Origin of the sequence: Klebsiella sp. GG_Kp173, assembly GCF_040062415.1 — a bacterium.
GTDB classification, from domain to species: domain Bacteria; phylum Pseudomonadota; class Gammaproteobacteria; order Enterobacterales; family Enterobacteriaceae; genus Klebsiella; species Klebsiella quasipneumoniae.
The window spans coordinates 18,701-34,725 of sequence record NZ_JBEAFZ010000024.1 but is presented as its reverse complement, the minus strand read 5'-3'; the positions used below and the strand labels follow the sequence as shown (position 1 = coordinate 34,725).

The 16,025-nt window shown below is 52.8% G+C and carries 21 protein-coding genes and 1 pseudogene; 14 read left to right on the top strand and 8 right to left on the bottom strand.

Going from position 1 to position 16,025, the window contains the following annotated elements; translation table 11 throughout:
• Positions 1-35: 35 nt before the first annotated feature.
• Both ABLU50_RS13215 and ABLU50_RS13210 read left to right on the top strand, forming a co-directional pair.
• Positions 36-728 (top strand): EAL domain-containing protein, encoded by a 693-nt coding sequence (locus tag ABLU50_RS13215; protein WP_043875504.1) that lies wholly within the window; start codon positions 36-38, stop codon positions 726-728.
• Between the two features lie 634 nt (positions 729-1,362).
• Positions 1,363-1,530, top strand: a pseudogene (locus tag ABLU50_RS13210) (isocitrate/isopropylmalate family dehydrogenase); the annotation flags it as partial.
• A gap of 272 nt (positions 1,531-1,802) precedes the next feature.
• Here ABLU50_RS13210 and ABLU50_RS13205 read toward each other — a convergent pair.
• The 4 genes from ABLU50_RS13205 to ABLU50_RS13190 form a co-directional block, all read right to left on the bottom strand.
• Positions 1,803-2,516, bottom strand: coding sequence for a winged helix-turn-helix domain-containing protein (locus ABLU50_RS13205; RefSeq protein ID WP_087832767.1), 714 nt, complete (start codon positions 2,514-2,516; stop codon positions 1,803-1,805).
• Positions 2,513-2,905 carry an amino acid-binding protein gene (locus ABLU50_RS13200; RefSeq protein WP_087832766.1) on the bottom strand — a complete coding sequence of 131 codons (393 nt, stop codon included), beginning with the start codon at positions 2,903-2,905 and terminating at the stop codon, positions 2,513-2,515. Before ABLU50_RS13200 ends, ABLU50_RS13205 begins: the two co-directional genes overlap by 4 nt.
• Positions 2,898-3,221, bottom strand: a complete 324-nt coding sequence (locus ABLU50_RS13195) for an antibiotic biosynthesis monooxygenase (protein WP_004203706.1) — start codon at positions 3,219-3,221, stop codon at positions 2,898-2,900. Before ABLU50_RS13195 ends, ABLU50_RS13200 begins: the two co-directional genes overlap by 8 nt.
• A gap of 136 nt (positions 3,222-3,357) precedes the next feature.
• Positions 3,358-3,831 carry an OsmC family protein gene (locus ABLU50_RS13190; protein WP_004203707.1) on the bottom strand — a complete coding sequence of 158 codons (474 nt, stop codon included), beginning with the start codon at positions 3,829-3,831 and terminating at the stop codon, positions 3,358-3,360.
• 157 nt (positions 3,832-3,988) lie between these two features.
• On the opposite strand from ABLU50_RS13190, the gene ABLU50_RS13185 reads away from it, so the two are divergent.
• Together ABLU50_RS13185 and ABLU50_RS13180 are read left to right on the top strand one after the other, a co-directional pair.
• Entirely contained in the window at positions 3,989-4,630 is a 642-nt protein-coding gene (locus ABLU50_RS13185) for a GntR family transcriptional regulator (RefSeq protein ID WP_060657020.1), read from the top strand.
• Between the two features lie 290 nt (positions 4,631-4,920).
• A complete protein-coding gene (locus tag ABLU50_RS13180) occupies positions 4,921-5,466 on the top strand; it encodes an isochorismatase family protein (protein ID WP_087832765.1) in 546 nt (181 codons plus the stop codon).
• A gap of 54 nt (positions 5,467-5,520) precedes the next feature.
• Here ABLU50_RS13180 and ABLU50_RS13175 read toward each other — a convergent pair whose 3' ends face one another.
• Both ABLU50_RS13175 and ABLU50_RS13170 read right to left on the bottom strand, forming a co-directional pair.
• Entirely contained in the window at positions 5,521-5,748 is a 228-nt protein-coding gene (locus ABLU50_RS13175; protein ID WP_004203710.1) for a DUF1272 domain-containing protein, read from the bottom strand.
• 111 nt (positions 5,749-5,859) lie between these two features.
• Positions 5,860-7,053, bottom strand: a complete 1,194-nt coding sequence (locus tag ABLU50_RS13170; protein WP_004203711.1) for a zinc-dependent alcohol dehydrogenase — start codon at positions 7,051-7,053, stop codon at positions 5,860-5,862.
• Positions 7,054-7,675: 622 nt separating this feature from the next.
• Between ABLU50_RS13170 and ABLU50_RS13165 the strand changes: the two genes are divergently transcribed.
• The 6 genes from ABLU50_RS13165 to cydB all read left to right on the top strand — a co-directional run bounded on the left by ABLU50_RS13165 (position 7,676) and on the right by cydB (position 12,351).
• Positions 7,676-7,861, top strand: a complete 186-nt coding sequence (locus tag ABLU50_RS13165; protein ID WP_004150795.1) for a general stress protein — start codon at positions 7,676-7,678, stop codon at positions 7,859-7,861.
• 90 nt (positions 7,862-7,951) lie between these two features.
• Entirely contained in the window at positions 7,952-8,446 is a 495-nt protein-coding gene (locus ABLU50_RS13160; protein ID WP_008807707.1) for a ferritin-like domain-containing protein, read from the top strand.
• Positions 8,447-8,472: 26 nt separating this feature from the next.
• A complete protein-coding gene (locus ABLU50_RS13155) occupies positions 8,473-8,979 on the top strand; it encodes a ferritin-like domain-containing protein (RefSeq protein ID WP_348864770.1) in 507 nt (168 codons plus the stop codon).
• 16 nt (positions 8,980-8,995) lie between these two features.
• On the top strand, positions 8,996-9,883 hold the full coding sequence (locus ABLU50_RS13150; RefSeq protein ID WP_087832764.1) for a manganese catalase family protein: 888 nt from the start codon (positions 8,996-8,998) through the stop codon (positions 9,881-9,883).
• A 54-nt stretch (positions 9,884-9,937) separates the two neighbouring features.
• Positions 9,938-11,344 carry a cytochrome ubiquinol oxidase subunit I gene (locus tag ABLU50_RS13145; protein ID WP_004203714.1) on the top strand — a complete coding sequence of 469 codons (1,407 nt, stop codon included), beginning with the start codon at positions 9,938-9,940 and terminating at the stop codon, positions 11,342-11,344.
• Positions 11,341-12,351 (top strand): cytochrome d ubiquinol oxidase subunit II, encoded by a 1,011-nt coding sequence (gene cydB / locus ABLU50_RS13140; protein ID WP_087832763.1) that lies wholly within the window; start codon positions 11,341-11,343, stop codon positions 12,349-12,351. The genes ABLU50_RS13145 and cydB overlap by 4 nt, the downstream gene beginning before the upstream one ends.
• On the opposite strand, the gene ABLU50_RS13135 is transcribed toward cydB, so the two are convergent.
• Both ABLU50_RS13135 and ABLU50_RS13130 read right to left on the bottom strand, forming a co-directional pair.
• Positions 12,269-12,667: an FUSC family protein gene (locus tag ABLU50_RS13135; RefSeq protein WP_227665578.1), complete on the bottom strand. Its 399-nt coding sequence runs from the start codon at positions 12,665-12,667 to the stop codon at positions 12,269-12,271. The two genes, cydB and ABLU50_RS13135, sit on opposite strands and share 83 nt — an antisense overlap.
• 40 nt (positions 12,668-12,707) lie before the next feature.
• The gene (locus ABLU50_RS13130; protein ID WP_004203716.1) at positions 12,708-12,905 is read right to left on the bottom strand and encodes a hypothetical protein; all 198 of its coding nucleotides are present in this window, start codon (positions 12,903-12,905) and stop codon (positions 12,708-12,710) included.
• A gap of 567 nt (positions 12,906-13,472) precedes the next feature.
• Between ABLU50_RS13130 and ABLU50_RS13125 the strand changes: the two genes are divergently transcribed.
• The 4 genes from ABLU50_RS13125 to ABLU50_RS13110 all read left to right on the top strand — a co-directional run bounded on the left by ABLU50_RS13125 (position 13,473) and on the right by ABLU50_RS13110 (position 15,974).
• A complete protein-coding gene (locus tag ABLU50_RS13125; RefSeq protein WP_048323830.1) occupies positions 13,473-14,105 on the top strand; it encodes a helix-turn-helix domain-containing protein in 633 nt (210 codons plus the stop codon).
• A 45-nt stretch (positions 14,106-14,150) separates the two neighbouring features.
• On the top strand, positions 14,151-14,306 hold the full coding sequence (locus ABLU50_RS13120; RefSeq protein WP_032425982.1) for a hypothetical protein: 156 nt from the start codon (positions 14,151-14,153) through the stop codon (positions 14,304-14,306).
• A gap of 435 nt (positions 14,307-14,741) precedes the next feature.
• Complete coding sequence (locus tag ABLU50_RS13115) at positions 14,742-15,428, top strand: EAL domain-containing protein (RefSeq protein ID WP_004203719.1); 687 nt, start codon at positions 14,742-14,744, stop codon at positions 15,426-15,428.
• 135 nt (positions 15,429-15,563) lie between these two features.
• Positions 15,564-15,974, top strand: a complete 411-nt coding sequence (locus ABLU50_RS13110; RefSeq protein WP_017898654.1) for a Spy/CpxP family protein refolding chaperone — start codon at positions 15,564-15,566, stop codon at positions 15,972-15,974.
• The last annotated feature ends 51 nt before the right edge of the window (positions 15,975-16,025 follow it).

Here is a 16,025-nt window from a genome sequence, read left to right as displayed (position 1 = left end):
CGATTAGGATTATTCTTGGTTCCGGTGTTTTTTTAATGATAAAGAACAGTGTGGAAATAGATTTCTGTAGATTTGTTTTAGAACCATCTTTTAAAAAAGATGGTTCTATTCATTCTTGGGAAATTCTCACGAAAAATGTTAAAAAAAAGCATTGCAATGATTATCTTGCTAATGAAGTTGGTTTTTGTTTCACTTCATTAAGCGATAAAGAAAAAATCGATGTGTTTAAGAAACAGATATTGACAATTGAAAGACTTGATACATCAAAATTGAAGTCCAAGCCAGTTTCGTTGAATGTTGATAGTCTTATTAGCGATTGTATTTTGAACGATAAATATATTGGTGATTACTTAAAAAACCAAAAAAACATTGCTTTTGAGATTAACGAGCATTTTCATGAATTCAATACTAAATGCTCTATGGTTGACTTAAAGTGTCTTTCAAAATTGTGTCCAGTATGGCTGGATGATTTTGGGAGCGGCTTAACAAGCTTAACAATTATAGATATGTTTAATTTTGAATGTATAAAAATTGATAAAGATTATTTCTGGGAAATACAGAGTGAGAGCGAATTCTTTAAAGTAATAAATAAAGTAAAATCATACTGCAATTTCGTGATTGTTGAGGGAGTTGAGACAATAGAACAAAAAAATAAAGTACATTCTGTTGTTGATTGCGCTTGCCAGGGAAGGTTGTGGATGAGTGATTACTATTATATTGAGATTTAAAATAAATGACAATAAAAGATGATAAATGTCCATTTTGTGGTGCAAATTTAATTAATGAGGACCGCTGCCACAGTTGCCATGCCTTTAAGATTAAAGGTTATGTATCAAGAGACGCACGCAAGACAATTAATTTGATATCTATCTGCACATCTTTACTGGTAGCATTCTTTGGGATCTTGGTTATGTTTCTGGTATCTTTCGGTATCGGGACGTATATTGCTATCATTGCGTTTTCGCTTATTTTATATTTCATTATGAAAAGGATTCTGTATATAAAAGAAGAAAAAAAAGGGAAGATGGTATGGAAAAGAGCAATCATTACATGGTAGGTAGTAATTAAATAATATAATGGTGCTGCTGGTTCCAATGCAAGCCTCGGATTTCGAGGCTTTTTTATTTTCTTTTCAAATGATGAGTTATAACACCGGAAATATTTAACCCGACTCACAGGGAGTGAGTATTATTGGCTAATAATTCACTATCCAGATGAGCTGAAAGACTCAAAGCTGGTTATCAAAACTAAAAATATACTAATGAATTTCAATAGGTTAGAGATTAGACTAAAAACATTAACCACGCATCAAAAACACCTATTTTCCTTTTTTAATCAATAAGTAATGACGTTATTAGTTAACTACTGCTGCGCCACATGCAGTGGTTCGAAGCCGCAGACCTGATCGTCAAAGGCATGGAAGGCGCTATCGCCGCCAAGACCGTGACCTATGACTTCGAACGTCTGATGGAAGGCGCTAAGCTGCTGAAATGTAGCGAGTTTGGCGACGCGATTATCGCGAACATGTAATCCCGTTGGTGGATTAAGTTAAAGCGGGAGCCGATGGGCTCCCGTTTTTTTATCGCATTCAGGCCGTTATTTTGCCGGACGCTCGCTGCGCGGTACCATGGTCGATTTCCCGCAACACAATGTCCATCAAAGCCATGCGCTTACAACAGGGCTAGCTCAGTTTACCGCGAGATCGCAAGTGGGTATGGATTGAACGCCAGGGGTCTTACTGATGGCCCGACCGGCTTAAACCGGTGCCGTTCGGCGAAAATGTGATGTAGCCTAAACTCAGGCTATCCACCCACCTTCAGATTAAACAGCCGGGACAGCGCCGCTCTGCCGCTATCCGTCACTTGCACTTCCCGATATCCCGGCGCGCGGGTTATCCATCCTTTCTGCTCAAACAGCGCCATCAGCGCCGAACCGGCGTCGCCTCCCAGATGAAAACGTCTTTCGCTCCAGTCAAGACAGGGGCAGCAAGGCTTACGTCGCGGGCGAGCGTTAAGTACCGCGCCCAGGCTTTCAAGCTGGGTTTTACCGGCTGACGTCAGGGTCTGCCCATCGGCCGCCAGCCATTTTTCCCGCAGCATAAACTCATAAATCTTCACCGCCAGTTCGCCCGCCAGATGGTCGTAGCAGGTGCGGGCATAGCGAAGCGTCACCGGCGTGCTGGTGGCCAGCGCCTTATGCGCCTGCATTGAGACGCCCATCAGGTTTTCCAGCAGCCCGGCGATATGCGGGCCCGCCAGGCGGTAATAGCGGTGGCGCCCCTGCGCGAGACACACCACCAGCCCGTTGCTGAGCAGCCGGGCAAGATGTCCGCTGGTGGTGGAGGCGGAGACCTCGGCGACCGTGCTGAGCTCGGTCGCCGTCCATGCGCGCCCGTCCATCAGCGCGCAGAGAATACTGACCCTTGACGGGTCAGAGAGGGCAGCGGCCACCATCGCCATCGCGGTTTCCAGTGCCGCCTCTGGCTCACTGTCTTGCTGCGTTTTCAGGAGATTCATTCAGAAAGTATGGCCCATTTTTTGGTCACTTCCGCTGCCCGGGTGTCATCATCGGTAAGAAGAATGAGCCGGTTACGGTGGTCGCTGTACTGTACCAGAATATTAATACCGTTGCGGGCAAGGGTGTCGGCAATGTCTCCCAGTTCCCCGGGTCGTTCCTGGGGTAACTTACGTATCAGAGGACGGCATACATCGCTGACCGTAAAGCCGGCCTCGGTCAGCACCCTGCGGGCTGTCTCACCGTCCTCCACCAGAAAATGCGCATGTCCGCCATCAGGCGTGGTGAATACCCCACCACCTTCGAGGCCCACACCGTTGTTGCCCAGCGCTATACCCATTGCGCCAAGCGAGCCCGGCGCGTTGCTGAGAATGACGTGAATATCATACATCTGGCTGTGCTCCCCGATCCGATGAGTAATCCCGGAACACGCGGGCAACGCGTATTCTGTAATATGAAAAAATCGATGCTTTGCCTTCGCGCTGGGCAGCCAGATGCCGCTCATTTTGCTGCCAGTTGGCCACCGATGCTTCATCTTCCCACCAGGATAACGAAAGGATTTTGCCGGGCGAATTCAGGCTCTGAAAACGCTCGATGGCAATAAACCCTGGCGTGTCTGATAGCAAAGGCGTCAGCCCGGCCGCCAGCTGAAGATATCTTTCCTGTGCTTCCGGTAAGGCGTCGGCCTCAAAAAGTACTGCAATCATAAGTCTGCTCCGTGGTGAATTTCCCTGCAGTCTAATGACGACCAGAGCAGGATGCTTCGGCGTGCAGCGAAGTGTAGCTGAGGTTGGATACCTCAGCCACACTTCCTGCGCACCGGATGATCGCGCCAGAAACGAGTTACTCTGCGTTAAAGATAATAAATTCAGGCTGGTAGCTGACCGGGAAATTGACCGATCGGGCGATAAAACAGACGTGATGGATCTGCTGATGAAGGGCCGCGGCGGCGTCGAGATCGGTACCTGGTAATACGGTGATTTTCGGCCGGAGGGTAGCAGAAATAAAACGACCCGCGCCCCCTTTTAATACTTCACCCGTTGCCACAGGCGAGTCCTGATATTCCATGACCGTAATGCCGGCATCTGAGGCCAGATGTAAGTACCACAGCATGTGACAGGCAGAGAGAGAAGAGAGCAGGAGATCTTCCGGGTTCATTTTGCCGGGATCGCCGCCTAGTAATGGATCATTTGAACAATGAATGGGTTCTTTTCCCTTTACCGCGATATCCCAGGTCCGGGCATAAGCCTTGTAACCCGAGGTACCCGTGCCCTGATTGCCGGTCCATGTGATATGACTGGTATAAGCATGTTCCATTGGTTTGCCTTTCTCTATAGAGGGATGAATTTCTTCACTACGGTATCGTCCAGTTGCATTGCCTGAACGAAGCCGCAGGTAGAATCGCAAGGTTGTCATGACGTTGGCTCGAATGGTATAATGGTATACCATTTATGAATGATGTAAAGAGAGCCAAATGAACGCTGCTACCCGTTCGACCGCCGATATCCTTGCCAGTGAGTTAAAAATCTTAATCAACAAGGGGGCATTGCGAGATGGCGACCGGCTTGTGGAGCGCGACCTGGCCTGCCAGTTTTCTGTCAGCCGTATCCCAATGAGAGAAGCGATACAGCAGCTTGAGCGCGAAGGTCTGGTTGAGATTTTCAGAAATCGTGGCGCGGTGGTGAAAACGCTGACGGCCGCAGATGTCGATGAAATTTATCAGCTGCGGGCACTCCTGGAAGGTGAAGCCATTTTTCATAGCCTGGAGAATATGGACCCGGAAACGCTTGCCCGGGCAGAGCTGGTGCATCAGCTGCTGAGTAGCGCTTCTGAACCCGAGCAGCAGGGGAGGTATAACCGGGAGTTTCATGAACTGCTGTATCGGAAGTGTAACAATCAGCGCCTGTTGAAGATGATCGGTGAATTGCGCGAGCAGATTGAAAGATATGAGCTTTTTCAGAACAGACTGCTGTCGGATACGCTGAAATTCCAGGATGAGCATCAGCAGATCCTGATGGCCTGCCAGCAAAATAATCCACAGGAGGCTCGGGCATATACTGTGAAACATATTCTTTCAGCAGGTGAAATCCTTCGCGCCTATATTGTAAGCCGTTAATGGTTGCGTAAAGCGGCTGCGTTGTTTACGCATAAATTGCCATCCGTCTCAGCTCAATGCTATAAGAAAAGAGCCGTTTTAATGGCGCTTATGTTTTATCTGTAAGGAATAAGTGAAGGTCAGATAATGATTACGTCAGTGCAGCCAACCACCACCGTCACCACCACGACCGTAACCTGCGGTGGTGTGGGCGTATCTGTGACCGGCTCCTGACAAACAGATCCTCACTCCCCGCCAATGTGGACGGGGAGAGACCTCTCCGTTCGTGACAGACTGAATGGAGACCCATCATGATTTCATCTGAGCATGCCCTGTTAATTATCGATATGCAGCAGGGGCTTTTCCGTGGCCCGGTTTCCCCGTATCAGGCCGATGCACTTCTGGCGAACGTTTGCCTGCTGATTGAAAAAGCGAGACAGGCTGAGGTGCCCGTCTTCTTTGCCCGCCATACCGGAGCTGACGACTCTCCGTTCTCCGCGCAAAGTCCATTAACTCAACTGCTGCCTGAGATGGGTGTTAACGGCGAGCGGGATATCGTCTTTATTAAAAAGTACCCTTCCTGTTTCCAGCAAACTGACCTTGCGCATCAGCTCGCTCAGGCCGGCGTAAAACAGCTGGTTATTGCCGGGATGAAAACCGAATTCTGCGTGGACACGACCTGCCGAGCGGCATCGGCACTGGGATTATGGACGGTGCTGATCTCAGATGCGCACTCAACCATGGATAACGAACGTTTATCAGCGCCTGACAACATTGGCCATCACAATGTCACCCTTGCCGGGCCATTTGTGACGCTGTCGACCGCCGCAGAGTGGCGCTTTTCGGCAGCGAAATAAGGATGAAGAAAGGGAGCCCGAGGGCTCCCTTTCGCTACGCCTGCTCATCCGGTTTTACTGCCCATGGCGGCGCAGGGTGGAGGCGGGGTGGCGCCGGAGCGCCTCTTCGGGACGCACAGGGCGCCGCACCAGTTCGCCGCCGCAGTTCGGGCAATGGCCGTTAAGCCGCGCCGTCATGCAGTCCTGGCAAAAGGTGCACTCGAACGAACAGATAAACGCTTCGCGTGAGTCTGGCGGCAGATCTTTATCACAGCATTCGCAATTCGGGCGTAACTCGAGCATTTCCTTCCCCTGTGGTTAACGGCTGTATCAGCGACGGCCGGCCAGCGCATGCTGTTTTTATAGCACGGCGCAGACTGGCCTCCGAGGGATTTCGCTGCGTTAATCTCCGCCTCAAAGCGTTGCCTTTCCGGGCTGCATCCCCGGCACGAGGATCACTTTGCGGCATGCCTCTTCACGCTTCTCAAAGATCTGATAGCCGCGCGCGGCCTCCTCCAGAGGCATATGGTGAGTGACAATCTCCTCCGGGGTGAGCAACCCTTGCTCAATAAGCGCCAGTAGATCCGGCAACCAGGCATGGACGTGGGTTTGCCCCATTCTGAAGGTCAGCCCCTTATCAAAGGCATCGCCAAACATAAATCCGTGAATGAAACCGGCGTAAACCCCGGGCACGCTGACGATGCCGCCGCGGCGCACGGCAGCGATGCACTGGCGCAGCGCTTTCCCGCTGCTGCCCTCGATTTTCAGGGTGCTGAGGACGGTTTCCGTAAGGCTGCCTTTCGCCTCGAAGCCGACGGCGTCAATCACCGCATCGACGCCGCGATGGCCGGCGGTGTTGTCGATAATCCACTGCGCTGGATCGTCATGGTGGTCGAAGTTTATCGGGATCGCGCCATAGCGCCGCTGCGCGAAGTCGAGTCGGTAATCGTTATGATCGATGATAAATATCTGCTCTGCGCCATTGAGCCTGGCGCAGGAGGCACACAGCAGGCCAACCGGGCCGGCGCCAAAAATAGCCACGCTGCTGCCGGGTTTGACCTCGGCGTTTTTTACCGCCTGCCAGGCGGTAGGCAGAATATCTGACAGAAACAGCACCTTTTCATCGGGTAAGGTGTCCGGCACTTTAAACGGTCCGGTATTGGCTTTGGGAACGCGCACATATTCCGCCTGGCCGCCGGGGATCCCGCCGTACAAATCGCTGTAGCCGAACAGGGCCGCCGGTGGCGAAATGCCTTTTCGGTTGAGCGTCGCCCCCTGGCCGCTATTGGTGCTTTCGCAGGCGGCATATTGCTGCAGGCGACAAAAGAAGCAGTCTCCGCAGGCGATGACAAACGGGATAACCACCCGATCGCCTTTACGAACCGCGGTGACCTCGGAACCGGCTTCCACCACTTCCCCCATAAATTCATGGCCGAAAATATCACCATGGTGCGTGCCGGGGATCTTACCGCGGTAAAGGTGCAGATCGGAACCGCAGATCGCCGTCGCCGTGACGCGCAGAATAATATCGTCCGGCGCCTCAAGGGCCGGGTCGGGCATGGTGTCGACGCTGACATGATGGGGGCCATGATAAGTGAGTGCTTTCATAAAGTCTTCTCCTGGAGAGAATGGCTGATAGCAGCAGGCGAAAAGGCATTGTGACCTAACGTTATTGCCGCCGATAAACCACAGTAAAAATAAAGCGTAGAGTACTTATAATGGAACTGCGTGATATTCCACTCAGTGAATGTATTCCACGCTTCGCTTATTTAGCGGCTGGTTTGTTGAGGTTATTTGCCTATTCCCCTTATGTATGCCAGGCTTAATCGGGCATGATATTCGCTCCGTTTTATTTTCCAGCCGCTTCCCCAGCGGCTTTTTTTTTTGGCCTTAAAAAAAGAAAAAATCTGAATTTCAACCAGACTAAGGGCGTTACTGCCGCTTCGTTATATAACCCAACAGGAGTACTCCGCCGGTATAAATAATTCTTTGCCACAGTGGTGCTCTGTGTGCATTATTTCCCTGAACACAGTAAGTTAGCGGGAATGTACCGTCTGGTTATTTTTGATGTGTTTTGTAGAATTATTCCGAATTACTCCTAAAAGGCATCAAAAACGCGGGATGATAATTTGACTAACCAGCATTACCCGCTAGATTTAAATATCGAACGACGAGTGATGCGGAATATTTTCGTATCGTACTGACATAACCGATATACATGAGGTGAAATATGGCAGAGCATCGTGGTGGTTCCGGAAATTTTGCTGAAGACCGTGAAAAAGCTTCTGAAGCAGGTCGTAAAGGTGGTCAGCACAGCGGCGGGAACTTTAAAAATGATCCGCAGCGTGCGTCTGAAGCGGGTAAAAAAGGCGGACAAAACAGCCACGGTGGTGGCCGCAAGTCCGATAATTCCTGATTATCCTTTTCCTTGCACCCTGAAGTGAAAGTATCTCCTGCGAGTCTGTCACAGACTCGCAGTTATTTTCTGACTCCAGAAGGTATTTCTATGAATATGAAAAGCATTGAAGATGTATTTATTCACCTGCTCTCAGATACCTACAGCGCAGAGAAACAATTAACCCGCGGGCTGGCAAAACTGGCCAGAGCGGCGTCCAGTGAAAAACTCAGCGCGGCGTTCAATGCTCATCTTGAAGAAACCCAGGGCCAGATTGAACGTATCGACCAGATTATTGAGCAGGAATCTGGTCTGAAAATCAAACGCATGAAATGCGTGGCCATGGAAGGATTGATCGAAGAGGCCAATGAAGTCGTTGAGAGCACGGAAAAAAATGAGGTACGCGATGCCGCGTTAATTGCCGCTGCGCAAAAGGTCGAGCATTACGAAATTGCCAGTTACGGTACCCTGGTTACCCTGGCGGAACAGTTGGGTTATAAAAAAGCGGTCAAACTGCTGGCCGAAACCCTGGAAGAAGAAAAGCAAACCGATGTTAAATTAACCGACCTGGCGGTAGGTAATATTAATAAAAAAGCGGAAAAATAAACGCTCCCTGACACGAGGAAATCACGATGAATCACATTGAACATTATCATGACTGGCTACGAGATGCGCATGCCATGGAAAAACAGGCAGAATCCATGCTGGAATCAATGGCTGGCCGTATCGATAATTATCCGGATCTCCGTGCCAGAATCGAACAGCATATTAATGAGACCGAACGGCAAATTACCGTGCTGGAAGAGATCCTCGACCGCAACGACATTTCGCGCTCGGTGATTAAAGATTCGATGAGTAAAATGGCGGCTCTCGGCCAGTCCATTGGCGGAATGTTTCCTTCCGATGAAATCGTCAAAGGCTCGATCAGCGGGTACGTTTTCGAGCAGTTTGAGATCGCCTGCTATACCTCTCTGCTGGCTGCCGCTGAAAAAGCGGGCGATACCGCCTCCATCCCAGCCATTGAGGCCATCCTGGCGGAAGAGCGGGAAATGGCCGACTGGCTGATCAAACATATTCCTCAGACCACGGAGCAGTTTCTCCTGCGTTCAGATGCTGACGGCGTAGAAGCGAAAAAATAACCCAGGAGGCAGGCCTATGTTTCGTCATGTGAAACAACTGCAGTATACCGTGCGCGTTGCTGAACCCAACCCGGGGCTCGCGAATTTACTGCTCGAACAGTTTGGCGGCCCTCAGGGCGAGCTGGCCGCCGCGTGTCGTTATTTCACTCAGGGATTAAGCGATGACGATCCCGGCCGTAAAGACATGCTGATGGATATCGCGACAGAGGAGCTAAGCCATCTGGAGATCATTGGCACCCTGGTCGGCATGCTAAATAAAGGCGCCAAAGGGACGCTGGCGGAGGGCACCGAGAGCGAGGCGGAACTCTATCGTTCGCTCACCGCCAACGGCAACGACAGCCATATTACGTCGCTGCTCTACGGCGGCGGTACTCCGCTGACCAACTCGGCGGGCGTGCCGTGGACAGCGGCCTACATTGATACTATCGGCGAACCCACCGCAGACCTGCGATCGAACGTCGCGGCGGAGGCGAGGGCGAAGATCGTCTATGAACGGCTGATCAACGTGACCGACGATCCCGGCGTGAAGGACGCGCTGGCGTTCCTGATGACTCGCGAAGCGGCGCATCAGCTCTCTTTTGAGAAAGCGCTGCAGTCGATTCGTAATAACTATCCACCGGGCAAACTGCCGCCCATTAGCGAGTACGCGAACACCTACTACAATATGTCTGAGGGTGGAGAAGTACGCGGCAGCTGGAACAGTGACAAACACTTCGATTATGTCAAGGATCCGCAGCCGGCCGTGGATGGCGGAGATGGCAGCGCCTCTGTCGGCCTGACGCCGGAGCAGGAAGCGCTGTGCAAAGCGATGCTGAAGCGAACACAGTCTGACCCGCAGGGTGATCCTTTGACCGGCGCCGAACTCGGCGCCGGTAAGCAAAACACGTCATCATCGGCTAAGTGATGTTCGCATAAGCCCCGGCTGCGGCCGGGGCGTTTCACAATGATGGTGCGGATTATGTTTGAATTTGACGCGTTTCATCTGGCCCGACTGCAATTTGCCTTTACCGTTTCCTTCCATATTCTGTTTCCGGCCATCACCATCGGTCTTGCCAGCTACCTTGTGGTGCTGGAGGGGATGTGGCTGAGAACCCGGGATAACGTCTGGCGCTCGCTCTACAACTTCTGGCTGAAAATTTTCGCCGTCAATTTTGGTATGGGCGTGGTTTCCGGATTAGTCATGTCCTATCAGTTCGGCACCAACTGGAGCGGATTCTCTCAATTTGCCGGCAGTATTACCGGCCCGCTGCTGCTGTATGAAGTGCTGACCGCCTTCTTCCTCGAAGCGGGATTCCTCGGCGTGATGCTGTTCGGCTGGAGCAAGGTGCCGCCAGCGCTGCATTTTTTTACCACCTGCATGGTAGCCCTTGGCACCCTGGTCTCCACCTTCTGGATCCTCGCCTCCAATAGCTGGATGCAGACGCCGCAGGGTTTTACCCTCGAAAATGGCCACCTCATCCCGCAGGACTGGCTGGCGATTATCTTTAATCCCTCGTTCCCGTATCGCTTATTCCATATGGCGATCGCCGCGTTTCTCAGTAGCGCCATGTTCGTCGGGGCCTCCGCCGCCTGGCATCTGCTGCGCGGCAACGACTCGCCGGCCATCCGCAAAATGCTGTCGATGGCGATGTGGATGGCGCTGCTGGTGGCGCCGATCCAGGCGGTGGTGGGTGATATGCACGGTCTTAATACCCTCGAACATCAGCCGGCGAAGATTGCGGCGATTGAGGGGCACTGGGAAAACCGGCCCGGCGAGGCCACCCCGCTGCTGCTGTTTGGTCTGCCGGATATGGAGCAGGAGCGCACCCGCTATGGCCTGGAGATCCCGGCGCTCGGCAGCCTGATCCTCACCCATAGCCTGCATAAGCAGGTGCCGGCCCTGAAAGATTTCCCGAAAGAGGACCGGCCCTATTCGCCCGCCGTGTTCTGGTCGTTTCGCATTATGGTTGGGATGGGGGTGTTGATGATCGCCTTAGGGATCTGCAGCGCCTGGCTTCGCTATCGGCGGCGGCTGTACCATTCGCGTCCCTTCCAGTGGTTTGCGCTCTGTATGGGTCCCGCCGGTCTGATTGCGCTGGTCGCCGGGTGGGTGACCACCGAGATGGGCCGTCAGCCGTGGGTGATCTACGGTTTGCTGCGCACCCGGGACGCGGTGTCGTTGCACAGTACGCTGCAGATGGCTATTAGCCTGCTGGTGTTTATCGTGGTCTACTGCGCGGTGTTTGGCGTGGGGTATTACTATATCTTCCGGCTTATCAAAAAAGGGCCGCAGCCGGTGACGGAGCTGACCTCGCAAACCGCAGGCACCCCGGCGCGTCCGCTCTCGGCGGCAGAGCCAGTGCGGGATGAGGAGAACGCATCATGAGCATCGATATCTCGGTGATTTGGTTTGTCATCATTGTCTTCGCCACGTTGATGTATATCGTGATGGATGGTTTCGATTTAGGCATCGGAATGCTGTTCAGCGTGGTGCATGACGCCGAAGAGCGCGACGTGATGGTTAACAGCGTGGCGCCCGTCTGGGATGGTAACGAAACCTGGCTGGTGCTCGGCGGGGCAGGGCTGTTCGGCGCCTTTCCGTTGGCTTACGCGGTGATCACCGATGCGCTGGTTATCCCGCTGACGGCGATGCTCATCGGCCTGATTTTCCGCGGCGTGGCGTTTGAGTTTCGTTTTAAAGCGGTTCCCTCGCATCGCACCTTCTGGGACTATGCCTTCGCCGGCGGCTCGCTGCTGGCGACCTTCAGCCAGGGGATTGTTGTCGGCGCGTTTATCAACGGCTTTGCGGTGGCTGACCGCCGCTTCGCCGGCTCGACGCTGGACTGGCTTACCCCCTTCAATCTGTTCTGCGGCCTGGGGCTGGTAGTAGCCTATCTGCTGTTGGGCACCACGTGGCTGATCATGAAAAGCGAAGGCGCGTTGCAGCAACGGATGCGCGAACTGACCCGCAAGGCGCTGCTGGCGTTGATGGCGGTGATCGCGGTGGTCAGCATCTGGACGCCGTTGGGCTGGCGCTATGTGGCGGAACGCTGGTTTACGCTGCCCAATTTCTTCTGGTTTGTGCCGGTGCCGATCCTGGTGCTGACCCTGAGCTTGTGGATCTGGCGCCTGAGCGCGCGCCCCGCAAGCCATGCTCGTCCCTTTATCCTGACGCTGGGCCTGATATTCCTCGGCTTCAGCGGGCTGGGAATCAGCGTCTGGCCGAACATTATTCCGCCGCACATCTCCCTGTGGGATGCCGCCGCGCCGCCCTCCAGCCAGGTATTTATGCTGCCGGGGGCGCTGCTGATCATCCCGGTGATCCTGATGTATACCGCCTGGAGCTATTACGTCTTTCGCGGCAAAGTGTCCGGCAGCGAAGGCTATCACTGAGCGAGATACGCGCCGGCGGCCCGGGAATGAACCAGATAGTCGCGGGCAGACCGGCCCCGTTCCCTTCTTGCTTGGGCAGGGTGTCAATATGGGGGCGCACCGGCAGCCCGAAGCCGTCGGTCAGGTCGGCGCTTAAGATACCGATCATTATCTTCTCCACCCGGATCACCGCAGGGTCAAAAAGGGTTTCGGGCCTGGAGACGGCGGCAAAGCCCAACAGGCGCAAGGTGTCACCCGCCAACAGGAAAGCGTACCCACGCGATGGGCGTTCAATCAGGGGCAGGCTGTGACTCCCTGCGAGCCACAGAGCCCGCATGATGCTGGCCTGACGCCCGCCGGGGAAGGCGGGCAGAGGCTTACGCTTTTGGCGACTTGATCTTAATAATAAATCGCTCATTCACCCGGGTGATCCTCGCGCCAATGTCGCCAAACTCGGTGGCGATTTTAAAAAAATCGTCTGCGGCGACGTCAAAATCGAGTTCGATTTTCTGATGTTGTCCTGTCGCCAGTAACTCATAGAAATGGTCAAGGCTGCGGGCTTTTTCGCTGGGCATCGTATTTCTCCATGGTCAACCAATCAGCAGGGCGTTTATGACTTATAGCGCATTCCGGATTATTCAGCAGAATGGTAATGGCGCCTGATATAAGATTATGCAATGACAGTAAGAGTGAGGTAGGGCGATATTATTCCGTGTTGTTAAACCGTGCGGTCGCGCGTTTGCCGGCGATACCATGACGGCAGGAACCATCCTGCGGCGTCGGCTGATGATAGACATTGTTTGATGACAATTTGATGTCAGTAAAATGAACCTGCAAGGGCTCGGGATTTCATATCGCTAAATAATTTTTAATCTGTGGCTGTTAAGGTAGTTCTTAACTACCTTATGGTGATGGGGCTTTATTTTTATGGCCAACGGCGAGGGAACAACGATGCAATTACTTGATTTATTCGCAGGCTTATTGTGGTTAAGCAGCGTTATTTTCCTGCTGTTTGTTCTTGATGTGGTCATCACCCGTTATCTTTATCGTAAATAACCGACAGAGGCGACGGCGCTGGGCATAGGGTACCGCGTCGGAGGATGATAGTATAACGCCGGGACTGATTCAGGAAGGAATGTGCGGTGCTCGGGAGAATTGATTACGATATTGAAAAATACCAGTTTACCGAAGCCGGTGAAACGTCGCGGCTGCGGGAGCAGTGGCGAGAAGTCTATCAGGAGTGCCGTCAGCTGCAGGCCGGGGCAGAGGAGCGTCTGCGCATTGCGTTGCTGAACGTCGACTATGTCACCAGCTTCGAGCTGCCTTTTCGCCTGCTGCTGGTGCGCGCGCCGCAGCTGATCGCCGACGTCCGCGAGACGCTGCAGCTCAGTCGTAAAGCCGCCGTTTTCAACGGCAAACGTTACGGCTGCGTCTACAGTTTGAAGCAGGATTTACAGGCTGTACCGGAGAGCTTTCATTACCACCTGACAAACCGTATTCGTCGCGTCGAGGCGACGGGCCAGACGGCGGCGCCGTACCAGCAGATCGCCCGGGAGATTAAACCAGCCCGGGATCGACTCCGGCAGGCATTAATCGCCGGCCTGCCGGTTACCGCGCTGGATGCCCTGTTCTGGTTCGGCAGTCAGCGGGTAGCGGCGGACATTGCCCAGCTGCGCCGGTCCGGTATGGCCATTGTCACTGAGGAGGTGGAGGTCTGCGACACTCTGTTCAATACCACCCGGCGGGTACCGGTTTATCGTCTGGCCAGCGCGTGAGCGGGCCTCCCTTCGCCCAGCCGCTGCCTCTGTAGGCAGTCGACCATTGCTCCATCAAACCAGACGCACAGGCCTCTGGCGGCATGCCGCGGAGCCGGTTCCAGCCACGCGCTGGCGCTGAGCATGACTAGCATCAGCGCCAGCGGAACCCCGTATATTCTTCTCACTACCCTTTTCCCACTTCGCCTCTTTTGCCAGTAAGGTAGCGGGAAAATATGACGTTTCGTTGACCCGTCTGCCTGATTTATCGCCTGCAGACGGCGTGGCAGACGTGGCAGGCGGGCCGTGCCGGGTGATGCGTTATTGATCTTCGGCATAAAAATGCCAAAAACTGGCGGCTTGTTTTTTTGCGGTTTTATTACTCCATGCTTTTTTCCCCGTAGAGAAAAAGCATGAAGCCGCAATGCCTGGTGATGGATTATTTTGTAACTGTCTGGTTTGAAACGATATTTTAATTTTGACTTAGGTGGGGATGACAGCGGTGGCAAATTTATATTAATTCACTTTACCGATCAATAAATTATATCTTGATAGCTTTTAGCTATCGAATGTTTCTTATCGATCATTTTAAACTATTTTTGTTGGCGGGAAATATATGACATGCTTTAACCCTTTCTTATTTCTGGTATTTTTTAAATGGTTAAAGAAAACGTGAAAAATACCTCTTATCGCTTCGTTCTGGAGCCCGCTATTAGCGATGATGGTGCCTACCACTCGTGGGAATTGCTCACTAAAGACATTATAGCACCCGCACAAAATAACACCTCCGCGCCCACGTTTTCTTTCTCCACGCTCACCGAACGCGACAAGCTTGCACTATTTACCCGGCAAATCGAATTGCTTTCCGTCTTTGATTTTTCCCAGGTCGATAATAAGCCGATCTCGCTGAATATTGATGATTTATTAAGCCATTTTATTCTGACCGATCGCTATCTGTGTGATTTTCTGCGCGCCAGTAAATACATCGCCCTGGAAATAAATGAGAATTTTCATGAGTTTATCGCCGGTCGCGAACTGACGGCGCTGAGCACGCTGGCGGCGCTTTGCCCGGTCTGGCTGGATGACTTTGGACGCGGACGAACGACTTTCCGGCTGCTGGAGCGATTTCGCTTCGATTGCGTCAAAGTGGATAAAGATTATTTCTGGGACAAAGAAAACGATCCCGCTTTGCCTGGGCTGTTACAGGCTATTCATACCCTGACCGGGCATGTGATTGTGGAGGGGATCGAAACCGAAAAGCAAAAACGGTTAATCACTGCGGCCGGGGATATCATTGGTCAGGGCCGTTACTGGAAGGATGAATATATCTTTCTCTGCTGCTGAGCCCCCACCGGGGCGAGGTTTCGGTGACCTGCCATTCTTTTCTTATCCAGTTTTAAACGAATGCTTTGTTACAGATAGGTTTTATTCCCGCGATGATAATCCCGTCTCTTTTACTTGCCTGAAGGATAACTCATTGTGAATACACGCTTGCGTAACACCCTGATCGCCATTGCGCTGACCACCTGCTTCACCGCCGCCAGCCAGGCGTCGACCTCGGCTGACGTGCCGTCTGTCTCGCAGGACCCGGTCGTCCAGCATCTGAAGCTGAGTGAGGAGCAGGTCGCCAAAATCCAGGCGCTGCGTCAGGGATTCGAAAACAATGTGAGCCAGATTAAAATCAGCGGCTATCAGGACGGCGCCCTGGCCGACGTTATTCACTCCGGGAAATGGGATGAAGCTAAAGTCAAACAGCAGCTGGCTGCTTTTGGCCAGCTGGATCAGCAGGTGCGCTACTATCGTGTGAAATACTACTTTGACGTCAGCCAGGTGCTGACTGCCGAGCAGCGTGAGCAGGTGAAAAAAGACCTCGCCGCGGCGATTAATTAACCCGGCCTTCGCCATCCGCTCCGGATGGCGCTGAATCGGGCGACAGACGCC